Origin of the sequence: Streptomyces sp. NPDC012474, assembly GCF_042955185.1 — a bacterium.
In the GTDB taxonomy this organism is placed as follows: Bacteria; Actinomycetota; Actinomycetes; order Streptomycetales; family Streptomycetaceae; genus Streptomyces; species Streptomyces cahuitamycinicus.
In genome coordinates, this window is the sequence record NZ_JBIBEP010000028.1 from 25360 (window position 1) to 48836 (window position 23477).

The window sequence follows — 23477 nt, forward strand, 5'->3', positions numbered from 1 at the left end:
CTCGTGCTGTACGTCCTGCTGACGCAGGTATGACGCAGGTCAGATTAACCGGCCGTGCGCGCCTCCAGCGCGGCGACCACCCAGGCGAACTCCTCCCGGTACGCGGCCTCGGGCCCGGCGCCCTTCACGACGGCGAGCAACTCGCGATACCGGGCGACCCGATGGGTGGCGTGCGACCGCAGCCGGGTGAGCACGGTCGCCGGGTCGGCGTCGCCCAGCAGTGCGCTCAGCACCTCGGCCGCGTCGGGCGAGCCGGGGGCGATGCCCCGCTCGACGGCGTCGGCTCCCAGCTGCACGAGCCGCCGGGAGAACCACACGGACGCCCCGGCGGGCGCGTCGTGCCCGTGGTCGGCCGCGTTGAACTCGGCCACCTTGCGCATCTCGGCCCGGAAGTCCGGGTCCCGGAGCATCTCCGCCAGCTCCAGCCAGGCGTCGACCTGCTCGGGGGTGGGCTCCTCGGGCAGGTCGGCGGCGGTGCTCCGCATGCGTTCCCGGATCACCGGGTCCGCGGTGTCCAGCCCGTGGAACACCTCGTCCACGAAGTCCTCCACGATCCGCCGCCGCTCGGCCGCCGACAGGCGTGCCAGTCTGTTCACGAGCGTCATCTCCTCCGCGTCCGAGCCCCGCTTCGCCACCGTCGACAGCACCGCGCGGGTCACCTTGAGCGACCGGATCTGCGCGTCCATCGCGACCACGTGCGCCGCCGCGACCTGCGCGACGGTGGTCTCACCGGACAGGACCCGGCGTACGTCCGCCAGGCCGAGGCCCAGCTCGCGCAGGGTGCGGATCAGCTCCAGCCGGGCCACCGACGTCGCGTCGTACAGCCGGTAGCCGCCCGCGGACCGGGCCACCGGAGGCAGGGCGCCCTGGTCGGACCAGTAGCGGATGGTGCGCACGGTGAGTCCGGTGACCCGGGCCAGTTCCCCGATGGTGAGCAGTCCGGTGCCGTCATCGATCATGTCTGCGAGTCTGGACCCTCCATCGGGTGGAGACTCAAGGAGCGCGACGGTGGCGGACAGCCTGGGGGACATACTCGACGCGGCGGCGTGCGGCGTCTTCCCGCCGGCGGACGGCGGGACGACGATCGTGCCCCAGCCCTCGCCCCGGGACGCGGGGGTCCTCGCCTTCACGGCCCACTCGGTGGTCTTCACCGACGAGGACCCGGACTGGGTGCGCGGCACCCTCGCCCGTACCGACTGCGACGCGCTCGCGGCCACGATGAACGCCCGCTTCCTGACGGCCCTCATGGACCGGACGGGGCGGGTCTCCGACACGGTCGACGTGCTGCTGACCGGTGCCGCGCTGCCCGGGGAGCCGTCGATCGCGCTGACGGAGATCGACGACCCCGGGCATCCGCGCGTGGCGTCGGCCCGCAGACGGCGTGACGGCGTGCGGGTGTGGGCGGCGGACGGCGCGGTGCTCGTGCTGGGCCGTGGGGTGGCCGGACGGTGGGAGGTGGCCGTCGAGGTGGACGAGGGGGTGCGCCACCGCGGGGTCGGACGGCGGCTGGTCACCGCGGCGCGGCAGCTGGCCGGGGGCGCTCCGGTGTGGGCGCAGGTGGCGGCGGGGAACGCGCGCAGTCTGCGGGCGTTCCAGGCGGCGGGTTACCGGCCGGTGGGCTCGGAGGCGCTGCTCAGTGCCGGGGCTCCGTAGCGCGGACCGGTGTCACCGGAAGATGCCCGTATGACCGAGCGAGTAGCGGCCGGGCTGCGGGTAGACCGCGAGGCCGTGCGGGCCGCTGCCGACCGGGATGCGGGCGAGCTGGGTGCCGGTGCGGGTGTCGAGGGCGTACACCTCGGCGTCGTAGCGGCCGGACAGCCACAGCACCTTGCCGTCGGCGGAGACGCCGCCCATGTCGGGGCTGCCTCCGTCGGGCAGGTCCCACTTCTTGGTCAGTCTGTTCTGGGTGAAGTCGAAGACGGAGACGGTGCCCTCGCCGCGGTTGGACACGTACATCTCGCGGGAGTCGCGGCTGACGTAGAGGCCGTGGCAGCCCTTGCCGGTGGGCATCAGGGTGGGCTCGGTGAACCTGTCGCCGTCCAGGACCCACATGCCGTGGGCCATCATGTCGGCGATGTAGAACTTCTTGCCGTCGGGCGAGATCTTCACGTCCTGCGGCATGGCGCCCTCGAACGGCAGCCGCTGCTGCCCGACGACCTCCATCTTCTCGGTGTCGACCTTGAGGAGCTCGCCGCTGAACTCGCAGGAGACGATGAAGTAGCGGCCGTCGAGGGAGAAGTCGGCGTGGTTGACGCCGTAGCAGGAGACCGGGACGGTCTTCTTGATCTCCATGGTGTGCGGGTCGCGGAAGACCAGCTCGCGGTCGAGGGAGGCCATGACGACGGCGTACCTGCCGTTGGGCGTGAAGTAGAGGTTGTAGGGGTCGTGGACATCGACCGGCTTGCCCGCCTTGCCGGTCTTCGGGTCGATCGGGGTGAGGGTGTGGCCGCGGTTGTTGTTGACCCAGAGCGTCTTCAGGTCCCAGGAGGGCACGACGTGCTGGGGCTGCCGGCCGACGGGGATCGTCTCGATGATCTCGTACGTCTTCGGATCGATGACGGAGACGGTGTCGGACTCGGTGTTGGGGACGTAGACCCGGGACGGGAAGTCCTTGACCACCGGGGACAGTTTGTTCGGGCGGTCGGCCGCGTACACGTCCTCGGGGTCCAGGACGGGCGGCATGCCGGGCAGGCCCTCCACGGGCTTCTTCTCGGGCGGGGCCGGCACGGCGGCCTTGGTGCCCCGTGCCTCGGAGGTCCGTTCCCCGCTGCCGGTGCCGCAGGCGGCGAGGACGGCGAGGGCGGCTCCCGCGACCAGGGCGCTCTTGACGAGATGGCGGTGCATTGCACCATTTAATGGGCGCCTCGCGGGGAAAGGCGTGATTCGCCCGTCCGGCGACCGGGTGAGGCATCGCGCCGTCAGCGGTCGGCGACCCGCATCTCGAACCAGGTGGTCTTGCCCCGGGGCAGCAGATCGACCCCCCAGCGGTCGGCCAGTTTGTCGACGAGGAACAGGCCCCGGCCGCTGGTGTCCATCTCCTGGACGGGCATCAGGCACGGCAGCCCTCGGGAGGGGTCGCGCACCTCGACGCGGATCCAGCCGCGGCGCCGGTGCAGCCGCAGTCCGAAGACGCGGGCGCCGGTGTGGCGGACGGCGTTGCCGACCAGTTCGGAGACGAGGAGCACCGCGTCCTCGGTGGTCTTGGGGGTGAGTCCCCAGTGGCGCAGGACCACGACCTGGGTGAGCCGTCTCGCGGTGGCGGCGGACTCGGGACGGGACGGCAGTGGAACCTCTGCCTCCGTCGGGTTGCCGTACAACTCCAGTACTTTGAGCGCGTGTTCGTCCTCGACGGTCGGCGACCAGCGCGCCGCGGCCGCATGAGCGTGTCCCCGCGGCTGTTCCCTACCCTCCAGCCCCGCCATGCCCCCATCATGGCCGCCCGGAGCGCCGCACGGGGCCGTTCCCGGGGAATACGCCCCGGTGAACGGGCGGTGAAACAGCGACCCAATGTCATATGCCAGAGACACGTCGAAGTCGTGCGAGGCCTTCCCGACCTGCTGGAACGTCCCGTTCCGGAATGACCGGCGGCCTCCCTCGACCAGACGGGCTTAAGGTTGCCTTAAGGCTGCCATAAACCGCCCCATCGAGGGACGCCGGGTCAGACACCGTGTCAATTGCAAGCCCCTGGAGGGATGTTCAGAGGAACTTCGCCTTGCCCGGCCCCTCCGCCACGAAGCTGCGCATCCCGCGCTCGCGGTCCTCGGTGGCGAACAGGCCCGCGAACCAGTTCCGTTCGATCGCCAGGCCCGTGTCGATGTCGGTCTCCAGGCCGGTGTCGATCGACTCCTTCGCGGCGCGCAGCGCGAGCGCCGGGCCCTGCGCCAGCTTCGCCGCCCAGGCGTGCGCCTGGGTGTACACCTCGTCGGCGGGGACGACCCGGTCGACCAGGCCGATCTCGCGGGCCTCCTCGGCCTTCACCATCCGGCCCGTGAAGATGAGGTCCTTGGCCTTGGAGGGGCCGACCAGGCGGGCCAGGCGCTGGGTGCCACCGGCGCCGGGGATCAGGCCGAGCAGGATCTCCGGCTGGCCGAGCTTGGCGTTCTCGCCGGCGATGCGGAAGTCGGCGCACAGGGCGAGCTCGCACCCGCCGCCCAGCGCGTAGCCCGTCACGGCCGCGACGACCGGCTTGGGGATCCGGGCCACCGCCGTGAACGAGTCCTGCAGGGCGCGGGCGCGCAGGACCATCGCGGTGTGGTCCATCGCCTGCATCTCCTTGATGTCCGCGCCGGCCGCGAACACCTTCTCGCCGCCGTAGACCACCACGGCCCGGACGTCCTCGCGCCGCGTGGCCTCCTCGGCGAGTTCCTTCAGCCGGTCCTGCGTGGCGATGTCCAGCGCGTTCATGGGCGGGCGGTCGAGACGGAGCGTGCCGACGCCTTCAGCGACTTCGAGAGAGACGGTCATAGGCAGCAGGTTAACCACGACTAACGGGTGGGGCCCCGGTGCGGTCCGTCACACCGGGGCCCTCTTGTCAGCGGCGGAGTACTACTTCTTCCACTTCTCCCAGGACATGTTCCAGCCGTTGAGCCCGTTGTCCGGGTCGACGATCCGGTCCTCGGAGTTCTTGACGACCACCACGTCGCCGACCATCGAGTGGTTGAAGAACCACGCGGCGGCCACCTTCTTGTCCCAGCCGCCGCGCACATCACGCAGGCCGATGCAGCCGTGGCTCGCGTTGTAGTTGCCGAAGGCGCCGCTCGCCCAGTAGTTGCCGTGCAGGAAGGTGCCGGAGGTGGTCAGGCGGACGGCGTGCGGGACGTCCTTGATGTCGTACTCGCCGCCGTAACCGACGGTCTCGCCGTTCATCCGGGTCACCGTGAGCATCTCGCTGATGACCATCTGGCCGTTCCAGGTCTCCATGCCGGGCTTGCCGGTCGTGACCGGGATGGTCTTGACGACCTTGCCGTCACGCATCACCTTCATGGTGAGCTTCTTGGCGTCGACGACCGAGACCTGGTTGCGGCCGATGGTGAACTCGACCTTCTTGTCCTGCTCGCCGTAGACGCCGGAGCGGCCTTCGACGCCGTCGAGGTTCAGGTCGACGGTCACCTTGGTGCCGGGCTTCCAGTACTTCTCCGGGCGGAAGTCGAGGCGGTCGTTGCCGAACCAGTGGCCCTCGACGTCGACGGCCGGCTCCGTCTTGATGCGGATGGCCTTCTCGACGTCCTCCGGGTGGGTGATGCCCCGCGAGAAGCGGATGGAGAACGGCATCCCGACGCCGACCTTGGAGCCGTCCTCGGGTGTGAAGGTGCCGATGAAGGTGTTCTCCGGGGTCAGTGTGGTGAAGCCGGCGTCCTCGGCGGCCGTGCGGCCCTCGGAGTCCTTGGCGACCGCGTGGACCGTGTACTTGGTGGCACCGGCCAGATGGGTGGACGGCGTCCAGGTGGCGCCGTCCCCGGATATCTCGCCGTCGATCTTCTTGCCCTTGGCGTCCTTGACCTCGACCTCGGTCAGCTTCCCCTTGGCGGCGGTGACCTTCAGCGCACCGCTCGTGTCGACGGACTTGGCTCCGTCCTTGGGGGTGATGCTGACGACCGCCTCGGACTGCTTGCTCTGCGCGGCGTCCGAGCCCTTGCCCTTGCTGTCGTTCCCGCCGGAACCGGAGCCGGTGCCCCCGCCGCCGCACGCCGTGACGGCGAGCAGCAGCACGCCGAGTATCAGCGCCAGCACTCCGTTCCCGCGCCCAACCGACGCCCCCGATATCGGTCGCCCGTTCAAGTGGTTCTCCCCTCCCCGGGCCTGGTCAGGCCCACCCGCGCACCCGCGCGTCGGCGAATAGTAACCACAGGTCGGACGGCACCGGAGGCCCGCGATTGTCACTGTTCGGTCCCAACGGACCGCCGGGTCAACCAGCCCCCCTGTCCGGCTACTTCACGGCACTGCCCGCCTTCCATGCGTTCCAGTCCATATTCCATCCTCCGAGCCCATTGTCGGGAGAGACCTTTTTGTCATTGCTGTTGACGACTTCGACGACGTCCCCGATGAGGCTGCGGTCGAAGAACCAGCCGGCCGGGGTGTCCGAGCCGCCGCCCTTCACATCACGCAGGCCGATGCAGCCGTGGCTGACGTTGGTGCGGCCGAAGACGGAGTGGTGCGCCCAGTAGTTGCCGTGCAGGAAGGTGCCGGAGTCGGTCAGGCGCATCGCGTGCGGGACGTCCGGGATGTCGTACTCGCCCTTGCCGTCGCGCTTCTTGAAGCCGACCGTGGCGCCGTTCATCCGCGTGACGTCGAGCATCTCGGTCACCACCATCTTGCCGTTGTACGTGGTCGTCCTCGGGGCGCCGGCCGTGACCGGGACGGTGGCGAGGGGCTCGCCGTCGCGCCGGACCTCCATGGAGTGCGCGGCGGCGTCGACCACGGAGACCTGGCTGCGGCCGACGGTGAAGGAGAACGTCTTGTGCTGCAGCCCGTAGACGCCGGGCGCCCCCTCGACGTCGCGCAGGCGCAGGGCGACGGTGACCTGGGTCCCGGGTTTCCAGTAGTCCTCGGGGCGGAAGTCGAGGCGTGTCCTGCCGAACCAGTGCGGACGGATCTCGACGGCCGGGCGGGCGGTGACGCGCACCGCGCGTTCGACGGCGGCCCGGTTCGCGATCTTCCGGTTGAACTCCAGGGAAACGATCATGCCGGTGCCGACCGTGGCGCGGTTCTCCGGGGCGACGTAGCCGATGAAGCGTTCCTCGGGGACGTAGGTGGTGAAGGTGGTGCGCCGGGCGGAGCGGCGGCCGTCACCGCCCACGGCCACCGCGTCGATCGTGTACTTGGCGGCCAGCGCGAGCCGCCGCTCGTCGGGTTCCCAGGTCAGGCCGTCGGCGGAGAGCTGCCCGGGCACCGGGGACTCCTGCGCGTCCTGCGACCTGACGACCTTCACCTTCTCCAGCCGGCCGTCGGGCACGCGCACCCGCAGCCGCTTGCCGGGGCGCACTCCCTTGCTGCCGTCGCCGGGCGAGACCTTGATGACGTCCTCGGGCGCCGGGGGCGCGCCGAACGCCCCGGCGAGCCCGCCCGCGTCGTCCGAGGTACAGCCCGTGGCCCCGGCGAGGAGCCCTGCCCATGTCACTACGGCGGCCAGCGCGGCCCTCGCGCGCCGCGCGCGCCCTTGTACGTGCCTCACGCGGTGCCCAACGACCGGCCGAGTCCCCGGAAACGACCATGCCCGCCCCCGGGGAAACGTGAGTGCGACCCACCCTCTGGGCAGAACAGTGGGGAGGACGACGCGCAGGGGAGCCGCGGCCCGGGCCGCACACGGGGCCGCACCCCTCTGTCCCCCGTCGTCCCACGAGCCGCGGGAGGCTGACAGGTGTCCAGCGCAGCCGAGCAGGAGGCGGTGGCCGGTCGTCAGGCCACCGGGAACGGGCGCCAGGCCGCCGCCGTGCACGGGGCGCGGCGGGCCGCGCCGCCGCCCACCCTGCCCGCGTGGCCGGGCGCGCCGACACCGCTGGGCGCCCGGTTCCGGGTGGGCCCGGACGGGGTGGCGGGCACCAATTTCGCGTTGTGGGCGGGCGGGGCCGAGGGGGTCGAGCTGTGCCTCTTCGACGAGTCGGGCAGGGAGTCGCGGATCCGGCTCGCCGAGCTGACCCACGAGATCTGGCACGGCTTCGTCCCCGGTGTGCTGCCCGGGCAGCGCTACGGCTACCGGGTGCACGGCCGCTGGGACCCGTGGACCGGCGCCCGCTGGAACCCGGCGAAGCTGCTCCTCGACCCCTACGCGCGGGCGGTCGACGGCGATTTCCGTCTGCCGCCGGAGGTGTACGGGCACGTCCGCGACTGGCCGCAGCAGCATGTCGCCGACACCGTGCGCGACGACCGGGACTCGGCGCCGCACGTCCCGAAGGGCGTCGTCGTCCACGATGACGACGACTGGGCGGACGACCGCCGCCCGAAGACGCCGTGGGCGGACTCGGTGATATACGAGCTGCACGTCAAGGGCTTCACCCGGCTGCACCCGGACATCCCCGAGGAGCTGCGCGGCACCTACGCCGGCCTCGCGCACCCGGCGGCGGTCGAGCATCTGGTGAAGCTGGGCGTGACGGCGGTGGAGCTGCTGCCGGTGCACCAGTTCGCGCACGAGGACCATCTGCTGCGCCGGGGTCTCAGGAACTACTGGGGCTACAACTCCATCGGCTACTTCGCCCCGCACGCGGGCTACGCGGCCTCCGGGACGACCGGGCAGCAGGTCGGCGAGTTCAAGCGGATGGTGCGCGCCCTGCACGCGGCCGGGATCGAGGTCATCCTCGACGTGGTCTACAACCACACGGCGGAGGCGGGTGAGCTGGGGCCGACGCTGTCGCTGAAGGGCATCGACAACCGCGGCTACTACCGCCTCCAGGACGACTCCCGCCGTTACGCCGACTACACCGGCTGCGGCAACACCCTGCACGTGGTCCAGCCGCACGTGCTGCGGCTCATCACGGACTCCCTGAGGTACTGGGTGACGGAGATGGGCGTGGACGGCTTCCGCTTCGACCTCGCGGCGGCGCTGGCCCGCTCCATGCACGACGTCGACATGCTCTCCCCGTTCCTCGCGGTCATCGCCCAGGATCCGGTGCTGCGCCGGGTGAAGCTCATCGCCGAGCCGTGGGACGTGGGCTCGGGCGGCTACCAGGTGGGGGCGTTCCCCCCGCTGTGGACGGAGTGGAACGACCGGTACCGCGACGCCGTACGGGACTTCTGGCGGCACGCCCTGCCGGACGTCCGCGAGATGGGATACCGGCTGTCGGGCTCCAGCGACCTGTACGCCTGGGGCGGGCGCAGGCCGTACGCGTCGGTCAACTTCGTCACCGCGCACGACGGGTTCACGCTGCGGGACCTGGTGTCCTACGAGCGCAAGCGCAACGAGGCCAACGGCGAGGGCAACCGGGACGGAACGGACGACAACCGGGCCTTCAACGGCGGCACCGAGGGGGAGACGGACGACGAGGGCGTACGGGCGCTCAGGCGCCGGCAGCTCAGGAACCTGCTGACCACCCTGCTGCTGTCGACGGGCGTGCCCATGCTGGTCGCGGGCGACGAACTGGGCCGCACCCAGCGCGGCAACAACAACGCCTACTGCCAGGACAGCGAGATCAGCTGGCTGGACTGGGGGCTGCTGGAGGATCCGGGCTGGCAGGCCCTGTTCGCGCTGACCTCCCGGCTGATCGCGCTGCGCCACCGTCACCCGGTGCTCAGGCGCCGGGCGTTCTTCTCGGGCCGGGCCCAGACCGCGGACGGCCTGCGCGACCTGGCCTGGTTCACGTCCCGGGGCACGGAGATGACGGAGCAGGACTGGTACGCGCCCGCCGCCACCCTGGGCATGTACCTGTCCGGCCGGGACATCCCGGGGCGCGACGAGCGCGGGGAGCAGATCCTCGACGACAGCTTCCTGGCCGTCCTGCACGCGGGCGAGGAGCCGGTGGAGTTCACCCTGCCGGGGCCGCCGTGGGCCGAGCGGTACGAGGTCGTCGTCGACACGAGCCGGGAGGAGCAAGGGGAGGCGCCGGGAGTGGAGCACCGGGCGGGGACGGAGATCACGATGCCGGCGCGGGCGGTGCTGCTGCTGCGGGTGGCGGGGTGAGCCGGCGGGGCGGCGGGGGGCGGGGTGACCCGACGGGGCGGCCGGGGGGGGTGGCCCGGGCACTGAGCCGGCGGGGCAACGGGGTGACCCGGCGGGGCAGCCGGGGCGGTCGGCAGGGCGGCAGGGCGGCAGACGTGACCGTCGGGGCAGCGGGGGTGACCCGGCGGGGCGGCGGGGGCGGTCGGCAGGGCGGGAGACGTGACCCGACGGGGCAACGGGGGTGACCCGGCGGGGCGGCGGGGGTGAGCCGGCGGGGCGGCGGGGGTGAGCCGGCGGGGCAGCCGGGGCGGTCGGCGGGGCTGCGGGGGGTGACCCGAGGGGGCGGCCCGGCGGTGGCCCGGGCACTGAGCCGGCGGGGCAACAGGGGTGGCCGACGCGTGCGGACGGGCAGCACGCAGCAGGCGGGTGAAGCCTGAGCCACTGTCACCTTCCCGGGGCATGCATGAGGATCTCCGCCGCATCCGGCCGGGTCGGCGGTCTCGACGCGCTGGAGGCGACAGTGATGAACGAACGAGGCGGACGGACGGGTCCGCACACCATCAGCGTCCCGGTCCTCATCGTCGGCGGGTCCCTGGTCGGCCTGTCGACCTCGCTGTTCCTGGGACGGCTGGGCGTGCCGCACGTGCTGGTGGAGCGCCACGCGGGCACCTCCATCCACCCGCGAGGCCGGGGCAACAACGTCCGCACGATGGAACTGTTCCGGGTGGCGGGCGTCGAGAAGGCGATCCAGGAGGCGGCCGCCACCCTGGCCGTCAACAAGGGCATCCTCCAGACGCCCACGCTGACCGGTGACGCGGGCGAGTGGCTGTTCAAGGACATCGACCCGGGGGGCGGCCTGGCCCGCTTCAGCCCCAGCGCCTGGTGCCTGTGCAGCCAGAACGACCTGGAACCGGTCCTGCTCGACCACGCCCGCAGGCACGGAGGAGACCTGCGCTTCGCCACCGAGCTGATGTCGTTCGACGCCGGCACCACCGGTGTGACCGCCGTGGTCAAGAGCCGCGAGACGGGTGAGCACACCACCATCCGCGCGGACTATCTCGTCGCCGCGGACGGCCCGCGCAGCCCCGTGCGGGAGCAGCTCGGTATCGCGCACAGCGGGCCCGGCGACCTGTTCCACAACGTCAGCCTCACCTTCCGCTCCCGCCGCCTCGCCGATGTCGTGGGTGAGCGCCACTTCATCGTCTGCTACCTGACGAACCCGGAGGCCGACGGCGCCCTGCTGCCGGTGGACAACCGCGAGAACTGGGTCTTCCACGCCCCCTGGCATCCCGAACACGGCCAGACCCTGGAGGAATTCACCGACGAGCGGTGCATCGAGCACATCCGCCGGGCGGTCGGGGTCGCCGACCTCGATGTGGAGATCACCGGCAAGGCGCCGTGGCACGCCGCTCAGCGGGTCGCCCGCAGCTATCGGTCCGGACGCGTGTTCCTGGCCGGTGACTCGGCTCACGAGATGTCCCCCACCGGGGCCTTCGGTTCCAACACCGGTATCCAGGACGCGCACAACCTCGCCTGGAAGCTCGCCGCGGTACTCGACGGCTGGGCGGGGGATCACCTGCTGGACACCTACGACGCCGAGCGCCGCCCCGTGGCCGAGGCCACCAGCGCGCGTGCCGCGGCCCGGTCGGCCGAGCACAGCCATCCCGGATTCGCCGCGCCGGCCGGAGCGGGCGGCGGTCCCCAGCGCGGCATCCTCAACGTGGCCCTCGGGTACCGCTACCCGCAGGGCGCCGTCGTCGGCGCCGACCCCGCGGCCCCCGTGGTGCCCGAGAGCCTCGACCTGACCGGCGGCCCCGGCAGCAGGGCCCCGCACCTGTGGGTGCGTCACGGGGACGAACGGGTGTCGACGCTCGACCTCTACGAGCGGTCGCTGGTGCTGCTCAGTGACGCCGCTGAGCCGAACGCGTGGCACGAGGCCGCGATCCGCCTCGCCGACGAGCTGGCCCTCCCGCTCAGGTCGTACCGGGTGGGCACCGGAACCCAGGCCGACCTGGTGCCGGAGGACGCCGCCGACTGGGCGGAGCGCCACGGCACGGGTCCCGGGGGCGCCGTGCTCGTCCGGCCCGACGGGTTCGTCGCATGGCGGTCGCCGGCTCCGGACCCGGATGCCGAACAGGTGCTGCGCGAGGTCCTGAGGACCGGGCTGGCGGTCGGCTGAGTCCCCGCGGCCCTCGAACCGGCGCGCGCCCCGACGGGTGCTGAGGGGCGGGCGGTCCCGCGCTCATCACCCGGACGGGCCACTGCGACCGGCCGACCGAGGACCACGCGGACGGCCCGGTTGTCCTGACCGGTCTCGCCCGACGGCCACCCGCCCCGGTCACTCGCGGACGTCGTCCGAGTCGCGCGATGTGCGGGGACGGCCACAGGATCGAGGAACGCCGACGTCGCATCCCTGCGGCCGGCGTTCACGTTCCCCGCCGCGAAGGAGATGTGCGCAGGATGACCACCACGTCCGAACGGGGGGCAGGTTCGCGGGCGCGACAGGCCTCGCACCATGTCTCCCAGTCCGTGTTCGACGGTTCCCGGCTCCGCGTCGTCCTCCTGGTCGACGTCCACGACGGGGCCCAGCATCAGTTCCTGGAGGCCTACGAACAGTTGTGCAACCAGGTCGCGTCCGTCCCCGGGCATGTCAGCGACCAGCTGTGCCAGTCGATCGAGAACCCCTCCCAGTGGCTCATCACCAGTGAGTGGGAGAGCGCCCCGCCGTTCCTCGCCTGGGTCAACAGCGAGGAGCACGTACGGATGGTGGAGCCGCTGCACAGCTGTGTGCGGGACACCCGGTCGTTGCGCTTCCACGTCGTCCGCGAGACCGGCGGGCCGGCGAAGGGCGCCGACCCGGCCGGGCGCCGCCTCCAGACGGCACCCCGGATCGGTGACGGTGTGATCCGGCACGCGCTCACGTTCACCGTGAAGCCGGGCAGCGAGGAGATCGTCGCCAAGATCCTCGCCGACTACGACTCGCCCGAGCCGAAGGTCGACGACACCACCCGGCTGTGCCGCACCTCGCTGTTCATGCACGGCAACCGGGTGGTGCGGGCCGTCGAGGTGCGGGGCGACCTGCTGGCCGCGCTGCGCCACGTCGCCCGGCAGCCCGAAGTGCGGGCCGTCGAGGAGGCCATCAACCCCCATCTGGAGCAGGACCGGGACCTGGGCGACCCCGAATCCGCCCGGGTCTTCTTCACCAGGGCCGCGCTGCCGGCCGTCCACCACGTGAGGGCGGGGCGGCAGGAGCCGGAGGGCGAACGGTACGCCCTGTACTACCCGGCGCGGCCGGAGCGCGGAATGCAGCTCGCCGAACTCCTGGCCCACCGGGACGAGGCGGCGGCGGACGACCCGCACAGCCCGGTCCTGCGCAGCACGATCTTCCAGCGCGACGACGTCGTCGTACGGCTGATCGACGTGCACGGCGGAATCGAGGAGGCCGACCCCGGCCACCTTCTCGGTCTGTCCGGCTCGGCGCAGGTGGCCGAGCTGACGACGCTCCTGGACGACGCCGCGGGCATGGACGTGGCCACGTCGAAGGACGGCAGCCTCGCGCACCTGCTCGAACGGGCGCGCATGGATCTCGTCACCGACCGCCGGTCGCCCGACGCCTGATTCGCCATCCGTGGGAGTGGCGATGCCGCCTCTCCCACGTTGGCGCAGCACCTCAACGGAGGAACGCGTGATCACATCTCGTCCCAACATCGTGAACCTGAGCGACGTCGAGCCCAACCGCCGGCGAGGCGGTGACCTGCGCGCCATGCTCACTCCGGCCGCTGTGGGCGCCACCAGTGGATTCATGGGCGTGGCGCTCATCGAGCCCGGTGACCGAATCGGTGAGCACTACCACCCGTACTCCGAGGAGTTCGTGTACGTGGTGTGCGGGCAGCTCGAGGTGGACCTGGACGGGGAGCCGCACCCGCTCCGGCCCGAGCAGGGGCTGCTGATTCCCGTCAACGTGCGCCACCGCTTCCGCAACGTCGGCGATGTGGAGGCCCGGCTGGTCTTCCACCTCGGTCCCCTGGCACCGAGTCCGCCGCTGGGCCACGTCGACACCGAGGAGACCGACGCCGAGTCCGCAGTGGTGGGAGCGGAGGCGGTCGCACGACGTCAGGTCCGCTCATGACGAGGCGGGTGGCGGTCACCGGCATAGGTATCGTCGCTCCCGGCGGCACGGGCGTGCCGGCGTTCTGGAACCTCCTGGCGGCCGGGCGCACGGCGACACGGGCCATCACGTTCTTCGACCCGTCCGGTCTGCGTTCGCGGATCGCCGCCGAGTGCGACTTCGACCCCACTGCCCACGGCCTGGACCCGCGGGAGGTGGAACGCAGCGACCGTTACATCCAGTTCGCCCTGGTGGCGGGGGACGAGGCGATACGGGACTCCGGCCTCGACCTCGACGCCGAGGACCCCTGGCGTGTCGGCGTCTCGCTCGGCACGGCGGTCGGCGGCACGACCCGGCTGGAGCACGACTACGTCCTGGTCAGCCACGGCGGGCAGCGCTGGGACGTGGACCACCGGGAAGCGGGCCCCGACCTGCACCGCGCGTTCACGCCCGGCGCGCTCGCCTCGACGGTGGCGGAGCGGTTCGGGGCGCGCGGCCCGGTGCAGACGGTGTCCACGGGCTGCACCTCCGGGCTCGACGCGGTCGGCTACGCCTTCCACACCGTGGAGGAAGGCCGGGCCGACATCTGCATAGCCGGTGCCTCGGACTCGCCGATCTCCCCGATCACCATGGCCTGCTTCGACGCGATCAAGGCCACCTCGTCGAACAACGACGACCCGGCCCACGCCTCGCGCCCCTTCGACGCCGACCGCGACGGATTCGTCATGGGCGAAGGCGGCGCCGTACTCGTCCTGGAGGAGCTCGAACACGCCAGGGCCCGCGGCGCGCGCGTGTACTGCGAGCTCGGCGGCTACGCCACGTTCGGCAACGCCTACCACATGACCGGCCTCACCAGCGAGGGCGTGGAGATGGCCCGCGCCATCGAGGACGCCCTCGACCACGCGCGGCTCGACCCCACCGCGATCGACTACGTCAACGCGCACGGCTCGGGCACCAAGCAGAACGACCGCCACGAGACCGCTGCGGTCAAACGGGTCCTGGGACCGCACGCCTACGAGACCCCCATGAGTTCCATCAAGTCGATGGTGGGCCACTCGCTGGGCGCCATCGGAGCGATCGAACTGGTCGCCTGTGTGCTGGCCCTGACCCACCAGGTGGTACCGCCGACCGCGAACTACGAGACCCCCGACCCCGAGTGCGACCTGGACTACGTCCCCCGCGTGGCCCGCGAGCGCAAGCTCGGCAGCGTGCTCTCGGTGGGCAGCGGATTCGGCGGGTTCCAGTCCGCGGTGGTCATGACCCGGCCGAGGGAGAAGTCACGATGAGCGAACCTCGTCCACGGCGCGCGGCCGTCACGGGAATCGGTGTGGTCGCGCCCAACGGATCCAGTACCGAGACGTTCTGGAAGTCCACCAGGGAGGGCATCAGCGTCCTGGACCGCGTCACCCGGGAGGGATGTGAGGATCTGCCGCTGCGGGTGGCGGGCCAGGTGCGCGACTTCGACCCGGCGGCGGCGATCGAGGAGCGCTTCCTGGTCCAGACCGACCGGTTCACGCACTTCGCGATGGCCGCGGCCGACCTCGCGCTGGACGACGCCCGGCTGCCCCGGTCCGTGACCGACGAGGTGCCGTTCTCCGTGGGTGTGGTCACCGCGGCCGGTTCCGGCGGCGGCGAGTTCGGGCAGCGCGAGCTCCAGCAGTTGTGGGGCAAGGGCAGTCGTTTCGTCGGCCCGTACCAGTCCATCGCCTGGTTCTACGCCGCCAGCACCGGCCAGATCTCCATCCGCCACGGCTTCAAGGGCCCCTGCTCGGTCGTCGCCGCCGACGAGGCCGGCGGCCTGGACGCCCTCGCCCACGCGGCACGAGCCGTACGGCGCGGCACCGATGTGATCGTGGCCGGGGCGACCGAGGCGCCGATCGCGCCCTACTCGGTGGTCTGCCAACTCGGCTACGGGGAACTCAGCACAGTCGACGACCCGACCCGTGCCTACCGCCCGTTCACGTCCGCGGCCTGCGGGTTCGTGCCCGCGGAGGGTGGCGCCATGCTCGTGGTGGAGGCGGAGAGGACGGCCCGGGAACGGGGCGCGCCCGTGCGGGCCCACTTGGCGGGACACGCGGCGACCTTCACGGGAGCCTCGCGTTGGGAGGAGACCAGGGAGGGCCTTGCCCAGGCCGTCCGGGGCGCTCTGGCGGAGGCCGGCTGTGCCCCCGAGGAGATCGACGTGGTGTTCGCCGACGCCCTCGGCGTACCGAAGGCGGACCGGGCCGAGGCCCTGGCCATCGCCGACGCTCTCGGGGCTCATGGCACCCGGGTGCCCGTCACCGCGCCGAAGACGGGGATCGGCCGGGGCTACTGCGCGGCGCCGCTGATGGACGTCGCGGCAGCGGTGCTCTCGATGGAGCACGGTCTGATCCCGCCCACCCCCAACGTCTTCGACATCTGCCACGACCTCGACCTCGTGACAGGCCGGGCCCGTACCGCCGAGGTACGCACGGCGCTGGTCCTGAGCCGCGGGCTCATGGGGTCGAACTCGGCGCTGGTGCTGCGGCACGGCGCCACCGACGCCTCGTCCTGAGGCGCCGTCGAACAGGCAAGGAAGGGAATGGCATGACTGACCGCATCACTGTGGAAGAGCTGTCCGAACTCATGAAGAAGTGCACCGGCGTCACCGTCGCGCCGGAGGATCTGCGCCGCGACGAGTCTGCGTTCGAGGCTCTCGGCGTCGACTCTCTGGGTCTACTGGGCATCGTGGGCGAGCTGGAGAACCGGTACGGCACTCCCATGCCGACGGACGCCGAACGCTCCAAGACGCCCCGGCAGTTCCTCGACCTCGTCAACGGTGCCCTCCTGGCAGGAGCGTGACATGGCCGGACACACGCAGAACGAGATCACCATCGCGGCGCCGGTGGACCTGGTCTGGGAGGTGACCAACGACCTGGAGAACTGGCCGCAGCTGTTCAGCGAGTACGCCTCCGTCGAGATCCTCTCCCGGGAGGGCCGCAGGACGACGTTCCGGCTGACCATGCACCCCGACGAGAACGGCACCGTGTGGAGCTGGGTCTCGGAGCGCGAGCCGGACCGCGACACGCTCACCGTCAAGGCCCGGCGGGTCGAGACGGGTCCCTTCGCCCACATGGACATCCACTGGGCGTACGAGGAGGTCCCGGCCGGCACGCGGATGGTCTGGACGCAGGACTTCGCGATGAAGCCGGACGCACCGGTCGACGACGCGTGGATGACGGACAACATCAACCGGAACTCCAAGGTGCAGATGAGCCTGATCCGCGACCGTGTCGAGAAGATCGCCGCGGAGCGCGGCGCGAGTGCCGGTCCGACCGGCTGAGCCGGACGGAGAACGCCCATGCACCAAGCTCTGATCGTCGCCCGGATGGCCCCGGGATCGGCGCCCGACATCGCCAAGGTGTTCGAGGAGTCCGACCGCGGGGAGCTGCCGCACCTCGTCGGTGTGACCCGGCGCAGCCTCTTCCAGTTCGGCGATGTGTACATGCACCTGATCGAGGCCGAGCGCGACCCCGGGCCCGCCATCGCCAGGATCAGCGGCCATCCCGAGTTCCGTGACGTCAGCGAGCGGCTGGCCGCGTACGTCAGCGCGTACGACCCCGAGACCTGGCGTTCCCCGAAGGACGCCATGGCGCAGCGCTTCTACCTCTGGGAGCGCGAACCGGCCGGCTGACCGTACCGGCAGTCACCGGTCGCCGGGTCCGCGACACCGCGGGCCCGGCGACCGGTGGCTTTCGGGTGGGGCGGAGCCCGGAATCGCCGGGCCCGCGGGAGGGGGCCGGATCAGCCGGGGACGCGGCAGTCGAACGCGTGCAGATAGGGATTGACCGGACTGACGTCGTCGACGGTCAGACCCGCCTCGGCCAGCCGGTCCAGCATGCTCCGGGTGGTGTGCTTCGCCCCGCCCACATTGAGGAGCAGCAGCAGGTCCATCGCGGTGCTGAACCGCATCGAGGGCGAGTCGTCGACGAGGTTCTCGATGACCACGACCCGCGTCCCGGGTCCGCCGGCCTCACGGACGTTGCGCAGCGTGCGGGCGGTGCTCTCGTCGTCCCACTCCAGGATGTTCTTGATGACGTAGACGTCGGCCTTCACCGGTACGGCCGTCCGGACGTCGCAGGGCACCACGCGGGCCCGATGGGCGAGGTCGCCGCCCGCGCGCAGTCTCGGCACGGCGTTCTCCACCACCCTGGGGAGGTCGAGCAGGGTCCCGTGCATGGCGGGGTACTTGTCCAGCAGGCTCGCCACGACGTGCCCCTGGCCGCCGCCGATGTCGGCGACCGACGTGTGGCCGGTCAGGTCGAGGAACTCCGCGACGTCGCGGGCGGACTGCACGCTGGAGGTCGTCATGGCGCGGTTGAAGACGTCGGCGGACTCCGGGGCGTCCTCGTTGAGGTAGGGGAAGAACTCCTTGCCGTACAGGCCCTCCACCACGTTCCGGCCGGTGCGTACCGCCTCGTCCAGCTGCGGCCAGACGTCCCAGGTCCACGGCTCGGTGCACCACAGCGTGATGGCGCGCAGGCTGTGGGGGTCGTCCTCGCGCAGCAGCCGGGAGACGTCGGTGTGCGTGAACGTCCCGTCCGGGCGTTCCGCGAAGACTCCGTGGCAGGACAGGGCTCGCAGGAGCCGTCGCAGCGGCCCGGGTTCGGTCTTCACCGCGGCCGCGATGTCCTCCGCGGCCATGGGGTCGTCACCGAGGGCGTCGGCGACGCCCAGCCGGGCGGCCGCGCGAAGGGCGGCGGCGCATGCCGCCCCGAAGGCGAGTTCCCGCAGCCGCATGGACGGCGGAGGTGCGGGCTGGGTGGTCGTCATGTGCCGCCTTCCTACTTCGATCACGTCAACGGTGGGGGGTCAGCACAGGCCTGCGGGCCTGGACAGCCGACAGGTGTTGCCCTGGAACGTGTTGCCCTGACCGGGGTCCGTGTTGACCAGGTCCGCCGGAGCGTTGCCCCGCAGCAGGTTGTCGCTGATCCGGTTCCGCTCGCTGGTCGTGCCGACGAAACTCTTGAACACGACGATGCCGCCCGACAGCGGGGAGGTGCCGGCGTTGTCCCTGATCACGTTGCGGGTGACCAGGTTGTCCTCGGTGCCCGTCAGCACGATGCCGGACCCCTGCAGGGCGTCCAGCCTGGCGGTCTTCGGGCAGGACTTGTTGTTGCGCTCGATGCGGTTGTCGCGCACGGTCACGAGGCCGGCCTTCGGCTTGTTCTCGTCGCCGACGACGAACACCCCGGCGCAGTTGCCCGTGACGTGGTTGTCCGAGACGGTCAGGTTGCGCAGCCGGCGGACGGTGACGCCGATCCGGTTGCCCTCCAGCCGGTTGTGCTCGACCACCGTTCCCCCGGTGTCCAGGGCGCCCCGCTCCTCCGTGACCGTGTTGGCGAGGAACAGGCCCGCGTCGCCGTTGTCGCGGGCGGTGTTGCCGCGGAACATCCCGCGGACCGACTCCTCCGTGGCGATGCCCCACACCCCGTTCCCGACCGCGTCCACGTTCTGCACGGTCAGCCCGTCGGCGTCGTGGGCGTAGACACCGGTCTTGCCGAAGCCGGTCACCGTCAGGGAGGCGATGGTGACGCCGTCGACGTGGTGGTCCCGCGTGCCCTCGACGCAGATGCCGTTGCCGGCCGCGGCGCAGCTGTCGGCGGCCCTGCCGGTGTCCGGCGCGGTCGCGGTGCCCGGGGCCCTCTGCGGCTTGAGCACCGTGCCGCGGCCCATGCCGCGCAGGGTGAGGCCGGGTGTGCTGACGCTGACGCTCTCGCGGTGGGTGCCGTGGGCCAGCAGAACGGTGTCGCCCGGCCGGGCGGAGTCCACCGCCTCCTGGATCGATTCCCCCGGTCTCACCAGATGGACCCTGTGTGTGGCGGTCGGCGCGGCGGCGCCCAGACCCGTCCCGAGCAGCGCCGCCGCGCATGCCAGAGGCGCGATATGACATTTATTCATATTGCGCAGATTAGGGGGTGAAAGGTCGCGAACCGGTGCGATGGGCCATCCGGCGGCGTGGCACCTGTCGGCGGCGCCGCTCCCTAGCCGAGGATCCCCCGGTCGTAGCCCACCGCCACCGCCGCGGCGCGGTCCTTGGCGCCGAGCTTGGCGTAGAGGTGGGTGAGGTGGGTCTTCACGGTCGCCTCGCTGATGAACAGTTCGCGGGCGATCTCGCGGTTGGAGGTGCCCTTGGCCACCAGGGCCAGGACCTCGCGTTCACGGGCGGAGAGCGGCTCGTTGCCGGGGGCCCTGGGCGTACGGACCGCGGAGACCAGGCGGGAGGCCACCGCCGGGGAGAGGACGGTGCGGCCTTCCGACGCCGCCCGCACCGCCGTGAACAGCTCCTCGCGCGGGGCGTCCTTCAGGAGGTAGCCGGTCGCACCCGCCTCGATCGCGGGGAGGGTGTCGGAGTCGGTGTCGTAGGTGGTGAGGACGAGGACCTTGGAGCGGGCGCCGGTGCGGGCCAGTTCACGGATGGCGTCCACTCCCCCGCCGCCCGGCATGCGCAGATCCATCAGGATCACGTCCGGGTCCAGGCCGGTGGCCAGGGAGACCGCCTCGACGCCGTTCGAAGCCTCCGCCAGGACCGTGAATCCCGGGGCGGACTCGAACATGCCGCGCAGGCCGTCCCGGACGACGGGGTGGTCGTCGACGATCAGCAGGGTGATCGGGGCGTCCCCCGCAGTGGCGTCTTCAGTCATGGCGGACCAACGGTACGCGAGCGGAGACCGCCGTACCGAGGCCCGGTTCGGACTCGACGGTGAGGGAGCCGGCGACGCGTTCGGCGCGGGCGCGCATGCCGGGCAGGCCGAACCCGCCGGTACTGGTGCGTTCCCGTACGGCACTCCGGTCGAAGCCGCGGCCGTCGTCGCGGATGTCCAGGGTGACCTCGTCGCCCATGAAGGACAGGGTGACGCCGACCCGGGTGGCGTGCGCGTGCCGCGCGGTGTTGGACAAGGCCTCCTGGGCGATCCGCAGCAGGGTGGCCGCGACCTCGTCGTGGAGCTGCTCGACCGTGCCCGTGACGGTGAACCGTGTGTGCACGCCCGTGCGTTCGCCCCATTGCGATGCGGTCTTCTCCAGGGCCTCGGGCAGACCGTCCTGCGCGAGGGCGACGGGGGCGAGGTTGTGCACGGAGCGGCGGGCCTCGCCGAGGCTGTGCCGGGCCAGGTCCGTCGCCCGGGCCACGTGCTGCCGGGCCAGACCCGCGTCCGGTGTGTTCACCACGACCTGGAGCTGGGCGATGATGCCGGTCAGCCCCTGGGCGATGGTGTCGTGGATCTCGGCGGCCAGCCGCCGGCGCTCGTCGGCGACCCCGGCTTCCCTGGCCTGCACCAGGAGCTGGGCGTGCAGGGCCGCGTTCTCGTCGAGGGCCTGCTGCAACGCCGCGTTGGTGCGTTCCAGTTCGGCGATGGTGCCGGTCTGGATGCGGCTGCGTTCCTCCTCGCGCGCGGCCAGCCGGCCGAACACGGTGATCATCACGATGTGGACGCAGAGCAGTCCGCCGAACAACGTCCAGTGCAGGATCCCTCGCGGGGGCATGCCGGTGGCCTGGGAACCCGCGACGGTCACCGCGGTGGCCAGCAGCCCGAGCTTGAGCGCGCGGCCACGCAGCAGCCGTTCGGCACCCACGTACCCGGCGGCGCCGTAGAACGCGAAGAACGGGTTGCACCAGCTGAGCGCGAAGCCCAACGCCCAGCGCACGAAGTAGTAGCAGGCGCCCGGCGCCGAGGGAGCCGGCGGCCGGCCGCGGGACCACCACCCCCACCCCAGTTGCAGGACCACCGCGGCGGCGACGAGGGCGACGGCGGTGTACCGCTCCACCGTCGACATGCCGACCAGGGCGGCCGTCGCCGCGGAGAGCACCGTGCCGGCCGCGAGCATCCCGTACGGCCCCCAGCGGTGGTACGCCGCCCACCGCTGGTCCACTCCCGCCACGTCTGCCATGCCCTCAGTGTTGCCCACGGTCCGGGCCTTCCCCCCGGCTCCGGTCATTGCCAGCGGAACCAGCGGGCGGCCGACACCGAGAGCACCGCCGTCCACGCCGACAGCACGGCCAGGTGCCCCCAGCCCGGCCAGGAGCCGGCGGCCGCCTCGTCCAGGGCCCGGGCGGCGGCGCCGAACGGGGTGCATTCGACGATGCGGGCCAGCACGTCCGGCATGGCCTGCACCGGCACCCACACGCCGGCGCTGAACATCATCGGGAAGAACACGGCGGTCCCGATCGCGGTGGCGATCTTCGTCGTACGGGCCCGGGCCGAGACGACCGCGCCCAGCGAGAGGGCCGCGAGCACGGCGAGGAGCAGCGCGAGCAGGTACCCGAAGGGCTGCTCGGGCAGCCGTACGTCGAAGGCGAGCCGTCCGACCGTGAGCGTGAGCAGCGCGGACGCCAGCGCCGCCAGGCCGTTCACCAGCATCTGGGCCGCCAGCAGGGAGGCGGGCCGGACCGGGGTGGTGGACAGCCGGCGCAGGATCCCGTTCTCGCGGTAGCCGGTGAGGGTCGGGGGCATCGCCTGCACGCCGGCCATGATCAGGGCGATCAGGACGCTCACGGGCACGTAGACGTCGACGGTCCGCAGCCCGCCGAGTCCGTCCTGCGCCTGGCGGAACGACGGCACGGAGCCCAGGATGCCCAGCAGCAGGCTGGGGAACAGCATGACCCAGAAGAGGCTGCCCGGCTCGCGGCGGAAGAGCCGGAACTCGCTGCGCAGCACAGCGGGGTTGATCAGGGCGGTGCTCATGCGGAGGCCTCCGTCAGGTCCAGGAACGCGTCGTCCAGCGTGGCGTCGGTGACGCGGAGCTGGTGGGCGGTGATGTGGTGGCGGGCGAGCAGGGAGAGCACGGCGCTGACCGTGTCGTCCGTGCCGGACAGCGTGATCCGGCCGTCCTTGCGGTCGATGGCGACCACGGCGGGGAGCTCGTTCAGCTCACGGTCGTCCAGCGGCTCGGACGGGGTGAAGCTGATGACGGTGGCGCCCGCGGAGCGGCGGATCAGCCCGGCCGGGGTGTCCAGGGCGGCCACCCGTCCCCGGTCGATCACCGCGATGCGGTCGCACAGCCGCTGCGCCTCCTCCATGAAGTGGGTGACGAGCAGCACGGTGACGCCCCGGGCGCGGATGTCCTCGATGAGCTGCCAGGTGTCACGGCGGGCGCGCGGGTCGAGGCCGGTGGTGAGCTCGTCGAGCACCACGACCCGGGGGTCGCCGATCAGGGCCAGCGCGATGAACAGGCGCTGTTTCTGGCCGCCGGAGAGCTTCGCGAACCGGGTGGACAACTTCTCCTCCAGCCCGAGCCGTTCGGCCAGGGGACGCCAGTCGGCGGGAGCCGGGTAGAAGGCGGCGTACAGCTCCAGCGCCTCACGGACGGTGAGTTTCGGCTGGAGCTGACTCTCCTGGAGCTGGGCGCCCAGGACTTGGGCGACCCGCTCGTGGTCGGCGACGGGGTCGAGGCCGGTCACGCGGACACGGCCGGAGTCGGGCACGCGCAGCCCCTCGACACATTCGACGGTGGTGGTCTTCCCGGCGCCGTTCGGGCCGAGGATCCCGAAGATCTCCCCTTCCTCGACGGTGAAGGAGACACCGTCGACGGCGGGGCGGCCGGCGTAGGTCTTGCGCAGGTCGGTGACTTCGATGACGGGTGCGGTCGGCATGTGAAGAGGGTCCCGGCGGGACGGGGTCCGTCGCATCGGCCGTCGCGCTCGAACGGGCATCAGCCGATCGGTTGATGCCACCGTACGACCCCTCGAACGCCCAGGTCGTAGGACCAACGGCCGATCCGGGTCCGGCGGAAACTCGGTGGGCAGTGTCAGTGGCGATC

22 protein-coding genes are annotated in these 23477 nt (G+C 71.8%); 10 read left to right on the forward strand and 12 right to left on the reverse strand.

The genetic code is table 11. The annotated features are described in order from the left end of the window. Positions 1-44: 44 nt before the first annotated feature. A complete protein-coding gene (locus ACFY9S_RS37820) occupies positions 45-959 on the reverse strand; it encodes a MerR family transcriptional regulator (protein WP_391138221.1) in 915 nt (304 codons plus the stop codon). Here ACFY9S_RS37820 and ACFY9S_RS37825 point away from each other — a divergent pair. Further along, the gene (locus ACFY9S_RS37825; protein WP_391138224.1) at positions 958-1653 is read left to right on the forward strand and encodes a GNAT family N-acetyltransferase; all 696 of its coding nucleotides are present in this window, start codon (positions 958-960) and stop codon (positions 1651-1653) included. The two genes, ACFY9S_RS37820 and ACFY9S_RS37825, sit on opposite strands and share 2 nt — an antisense overlap. A gap of 12 nt (positions 1654-1665) precedes the next feature. Here ACFY9S_RS37825 and ACFY9S_RS37830 read toward each other — a convergent pair whose 3' ends face one another. The 5 genes from ACFY9S_RS37830 to ACFY9S_RS37850 all read right to left on the reverse strand — a co-directional run bounded on the left by ACFY9S_RS37830 (position 1666) and on the right by ACFY9S_RS37850 (position 7171). Continuing rightward, a complete protein-coding gene (locus ACFY9S_RS37830) occupies positions 1666-2844 on the reverse strand; it encodes a YncE family protein (protein ID WP_391138227.1) in 1179 nt (392 codons plus the stop codon). A gap of 74 nt (positions 2845-2918) precedes the next feature. Then, positions 2919-3422 (reverse strand): ATP-binding protein, encoded by a 504-nt coding sequence (locus ACFY9S_RS37835; RefSeq protein ID WP_391138230.1) that lies wholly within the window; start codon positions 3420-3422, stop codon positions 2919-2921. A gap of 274 nt (positions 3423-3696) precedes the next feature. Beyond that, positions 3697-4464 (reverse strand): enoyl-CoA hydratase-related protein, encoded by a 768-nt coding sequence (locus ACFY9S_RS37840; RefSeq protein ID WP_391138233.1) that lies wholly within the window; start codon positions 4462-4464, stop codon positions 3697-3699. An 81-nt stretch (positions 4465-4545) separates the two neighbouring features. Continuing rightward, positions 4546-5778: an Ig-like domain-containing protein gene (locus ACFY9S_RS37845; protein WP_391138236.1), complete on the reverse strand. Its 1233-nt coding sequence runs from the start codon at positions 5776-5778 to the stop codon at positions 4546-4548. Between the two features lie 148 nt (positions 5779-5926). Further along, positions 5927-7171, reverse strand: a complete 1245-nt coding sequence (locus ACFY9S_RS37850) for an Ig-like domain-containing protein (RefSeq protein WP_391138239.1) — start codon at positions 7169-7171, stop codon at positions 5927-5929. A gap of 186 nt (positions 7172-7357) precedes the next feature. Here ACFY9S_RS37850 and glgX point away from each other — a divergent pair, with 186 nt between their 5' ends. The 9 genes from glgX to ACFY9S_RS37895 all read left to right on the forward strand — a co-directional run bounded on the left by glgX (position 7358) and on the right by ACFY9S_RS37895 (position 17352). Then, positions 7358-9610: a glycogen debranching protein GlgX gene (glgX, locus tag ACFY9S_RS37855; RefSeq protein WP_391138242.1), complete on the forward strand. Its 2253-nt coding sequence runs from the start codon at positions 7358-7360 to the stop codon at positions 9608-9610. A gap of 502 nt (positions 9611-10112) precedes the next feature. After that, positions 10113-11768: an FAD-dependent monooxygenase gene (locus ACFY9S_RS37860; protein WP_391138296.1), complete on the forward strand. Its 1656-nt coding sequence runs from the start codon at positions 10113-10115 to the stop codon at positions 11766-11768. A gap of 281 nt (positions 11769-12049) precedes the next feature. After that, the gene (locus ACFY9S_RS37865) at positions 12050-13207 is read left to right on the forward strand and encodes a SchA/CurD-like domain-containing protein (RefSeq protein ID WP_391138245.1); all 1158 of its coding nucleotides are present in this window, start codon (positions 12050-12052) and stop codon (positions 13205-13207) included. 67 nt (positions 13208-13274) lie between these two features. Then, entirely contained in the window at positions 13275-13718 is a 444-nt protein-coding gene (locus tag ACFY9S_RS37870; protein ID WP_245936528.1) for a cupin domain-containing protein, read from the forward strand. Beyond that, entirely contained in the window at positions 13715-14983 is a 1269-nt protein-coding gene (locus ACFY9S_RS37875; RefSeq protein WP_102911646.1) for a beta-ketoacyl synthase, read from the forward strand. Before ACFY9S_RS37870 ends, ACFY9S_RS37875 begins: the two co-directional genes overlap by 4 nt. Next, positions 14980-16233 carry a beta-ketoacyl synthase N-terminal-like domain-containing protein gene (locus ACFY9S_RS37880; RefSeq protein WP_391138248.1) on the forward strand — a complete coding sequence of 418 codons (1254 nt, stop codon included), beginning with the start codon at positions 14980-14982 and terminating at the stop codon, positions 16231-16233. The genes ACFY9S_RS37875 and ACFY9S_RS37880 overlap by 4 nt, the downstream gene beginning before the upstream one ends. A 32-nt stretch (positions 16234-16265) precedes the next feature. After that, entirely contained in the window at positions 16266-16520 is a 255-nt protein-coding gene (locus tag ACFY9S_RS37885) for an acyl carrier protein (protein WP_102911648.1), read from the forward strand. Between the two features lies 1 nt (position 16521). Further along, positions 16522-17001 (forward strand): SRPBCC family protein, encoded by a 480-nt coding sequence (locus tag ACFY9S_RS37890; RefSeq protein ID WP_391138251.1) that lies wholly within the window; start codon positions 16522-16524, stop codon positions 16999-17001. A gap of 18 nt (positions 17002-17019) precedes the next feature. Then, positions 17020-17352 carry a TcmI family type II polyketide cyclase gene (locus tag ACFY9S_RS37895; protein ID WP_102911650.1) on the forward strand — a complete coding sequence of 111 codons (333 nt, stop codon included), beginning with the start codon at positions 17020-17022 and terminating at the stop codon, positions 17350-17352. Between the two features lie 110 nt (positions 17353-17462). Here ACFY9S_RS37895 and ACFY9S_RS37900 read toward each other — a convergent pair whose 3' ends face one another. From ACFY9S_RS37900 to ACFY9S_RS37925, 6 genes are all read right to left on the reverse strand, one after another. Beyond that, positions 17463-18491 carry a methyltransferase gene (locus ACFY9S_RS37900; RefSeq protein WP_391138254.1) on the reverse strand — a complete coding sequence of 343 codons (1029 nt, stop codon included), beginning with the start codon at positions 18489-18491 and terminating at the stop codon, positions 17463-17465. Between the two features lie 39 nt (positions 18492-18530). Then, positions 18531-19619 carry a right-handed parallel beta-helix repeat-containing protein gene (locus ACFY9S_RS37905; protein ID WP_391138257.1) on the reverse strand — a complete coding sequence of 363 codons (1089 nt, stop codon included), beginning with the start codon at positions 19617-19619 and terminating at the stop codon, positions 18531-18533. Between the two features lie 83 nt (positions 19620-19702). Then, positions 19703-20362 carry a response regulator gene (locus ACFY9S_RS37910; RefSeq protein ID WP_391138260.1) on the reverse strand — a complete coding sequence of 220 codons (660 nt, stop codon included), beginning with the start codon at positions 20360-20362 and terminating at the stop codon, positions 19703-19705. After that, positions 20355-21608 carry an ATP-binding protein gene (locus tag ACFY9S_RS37915; RefSeq protein ID WP_391138262.1) on the reverse strand — a complete coding sequence of 418 codons (1254 nt, stop codon included), beginning with the start codon at positions 21606-21608 and terminating at the stop codon, positions 20355-20357. Before ACFY9S_RS37915 ends, ACFY9S_RS37910 begins: the two co-directional genes overlap by 8 nt. Before the next feature lie 44 nt (positions 21609-21652). Then, a complete protein-coding gene (locus tag ACFY9S_RS37920) occupies positions 21653-22402 on the reverse strand; it encodes an ABC transporter permease (protein ID WP_391138265.1) in 750 nt (249 codons plus the stop codon). Next, a complete protein-coding gene (locus ACFY9S_RS37925) occupies positions 22399-23310 on the reverse strand; it encodes an ATP-binding cassette domain-containing protein (RefSeq protein WP_391138268.1) in 912 nt (303 codons plus the stop codon). The genes ACFY9S_RS37920 and ACFY9S_RS37925 overlap by 4 nt, the downstream gene beginning before the upstream one ends. Positions 23311-23477: the final 167 nt, after the last annotated feature.

Coding starts and splice junctions, on each gene's coding strand:
- ACFY9S_RS37860 (WP_391138296.1), top strand. CDS start 10,113: ATGAACGAACGAGGCGGACGGACGGGTCCGCACACCATCAGCGTCCCG.
- ACFY9S_RS37915 (WP_391138262.1), bottom strand. CDS start 21,608: ATGGCAGACGTGGCGGGAGTGGACCAGCGGTGGGCGGCGTACCACCGC.
- ACFY9S_RS37900 (WP_391138254.1), bottom strand. CDS start 18,491: ATGACGACCACCCAGCCCGCACCTCCGCCGTCCATGCGGCTGCGGGAA.
- ACFY9S_RS37880 (WP_391138248.1), top strand. CDS start 14,980: ATGAGCGAACCTCGTCCACGGCGCGCGGCCGTCACGGGAATCGGTGTG.
- ACFY9S_RS37895 (WP_102911650.1), top strand. CDS start 17,020: ATGCACCAAGCTCTGATCGTCGCCCGGATGGCCCCGGGATCGGCGCCC.
- ACFY9S_RS37910 (WP_391138260.1), bottom strand. CDS start 20,362: ATGACTGAAGACGCCACTGCGGGGGACGCCCCGATCACCCTGCTGATC.
- ACFY9S_RS37840 (WP_391138233.1), bottom strand. CDS start 4,464: ATGACCGTCTCTCTCGAAGTCGCTGAAGGCGTCGGCACGCTCCGTCTC.
- ACFY9S_RS37925 (WP_391138268.1), bottom strand. CDS start 23,310: ATGCCGACCGCACCCGTCATCGAAGTCACCGACCTGCGCAAGACCTAC.
- ACFY9S_RS37875 (WP_102911646.1), top strand. CDS start 13,715: ATGACGAGGCGGGTGGCGGTCACCGGCATAGGTATCGTCGCTCCCGGC.
- ACFY9S_RS37830 (WP_391138227.1), bottom strand. CDS start 2,844: ATGCACCGCCATCTCGTCAAGAGCGCCCTGGTCGCGGGAGCCGCCCTC.
- ACFY9S_RS37835 (WP_391138230.1), bottom strand. CDS start 3,422: ATGGCGGGGCTGGAGGGTAGGGAACAGCCGCGGGGACACGCTCATGCG.
- ACFY9S_RS37920 (WP_391138265.1), bottom strand. CDS start 22,402: ATGAGCACCGCCCTGATCAACCCCGCTGTGCTGCGCAGCGAGTTCCGG.
- ACFY9S_RS37890 (WP_391138251.1), top strand. CDS start 16,522: ATGGCCGGACACACGCAGAACGAGATCACCATCGCGGCGCCGGTGGAC.
- ACFY9S_RS37820 (WP_391138221.1), bottom strand. CDS start 959: ATGATCGATGACGGCACCGGACTGCTCACCATCGGGGAACTGGCCCGG.
- ACFY9S_RS37865 (WP_391138245.1), top strand. CDS start 12,050: ATGACCACCACGTCCGAACGGGGGGCAGGTTCGCGGGCGCGACAGGCC.
- ACFY9S_RS37905 (WP_391138257.1), bottom strand. CDS start 19,619: ATGAATAAATGTCATATCGCGCCTCTGGCATGCGCGGCGGCGCTGCTC.
- ACFY9S_RS37885 (WP_102911648.1), top strand. CDS start 16,266: ATGACTGACCGCATCACTGTGGAAGAGCTGTCCGAACTCATGAAGAAG.
- ACFY9S_RS37825 (WP_391138224.1), top strand. CDS start 958: ATGTCTGCGAGTCTGGACCCTCCATCGGGTGGAGACTCAAGGAGCGCG.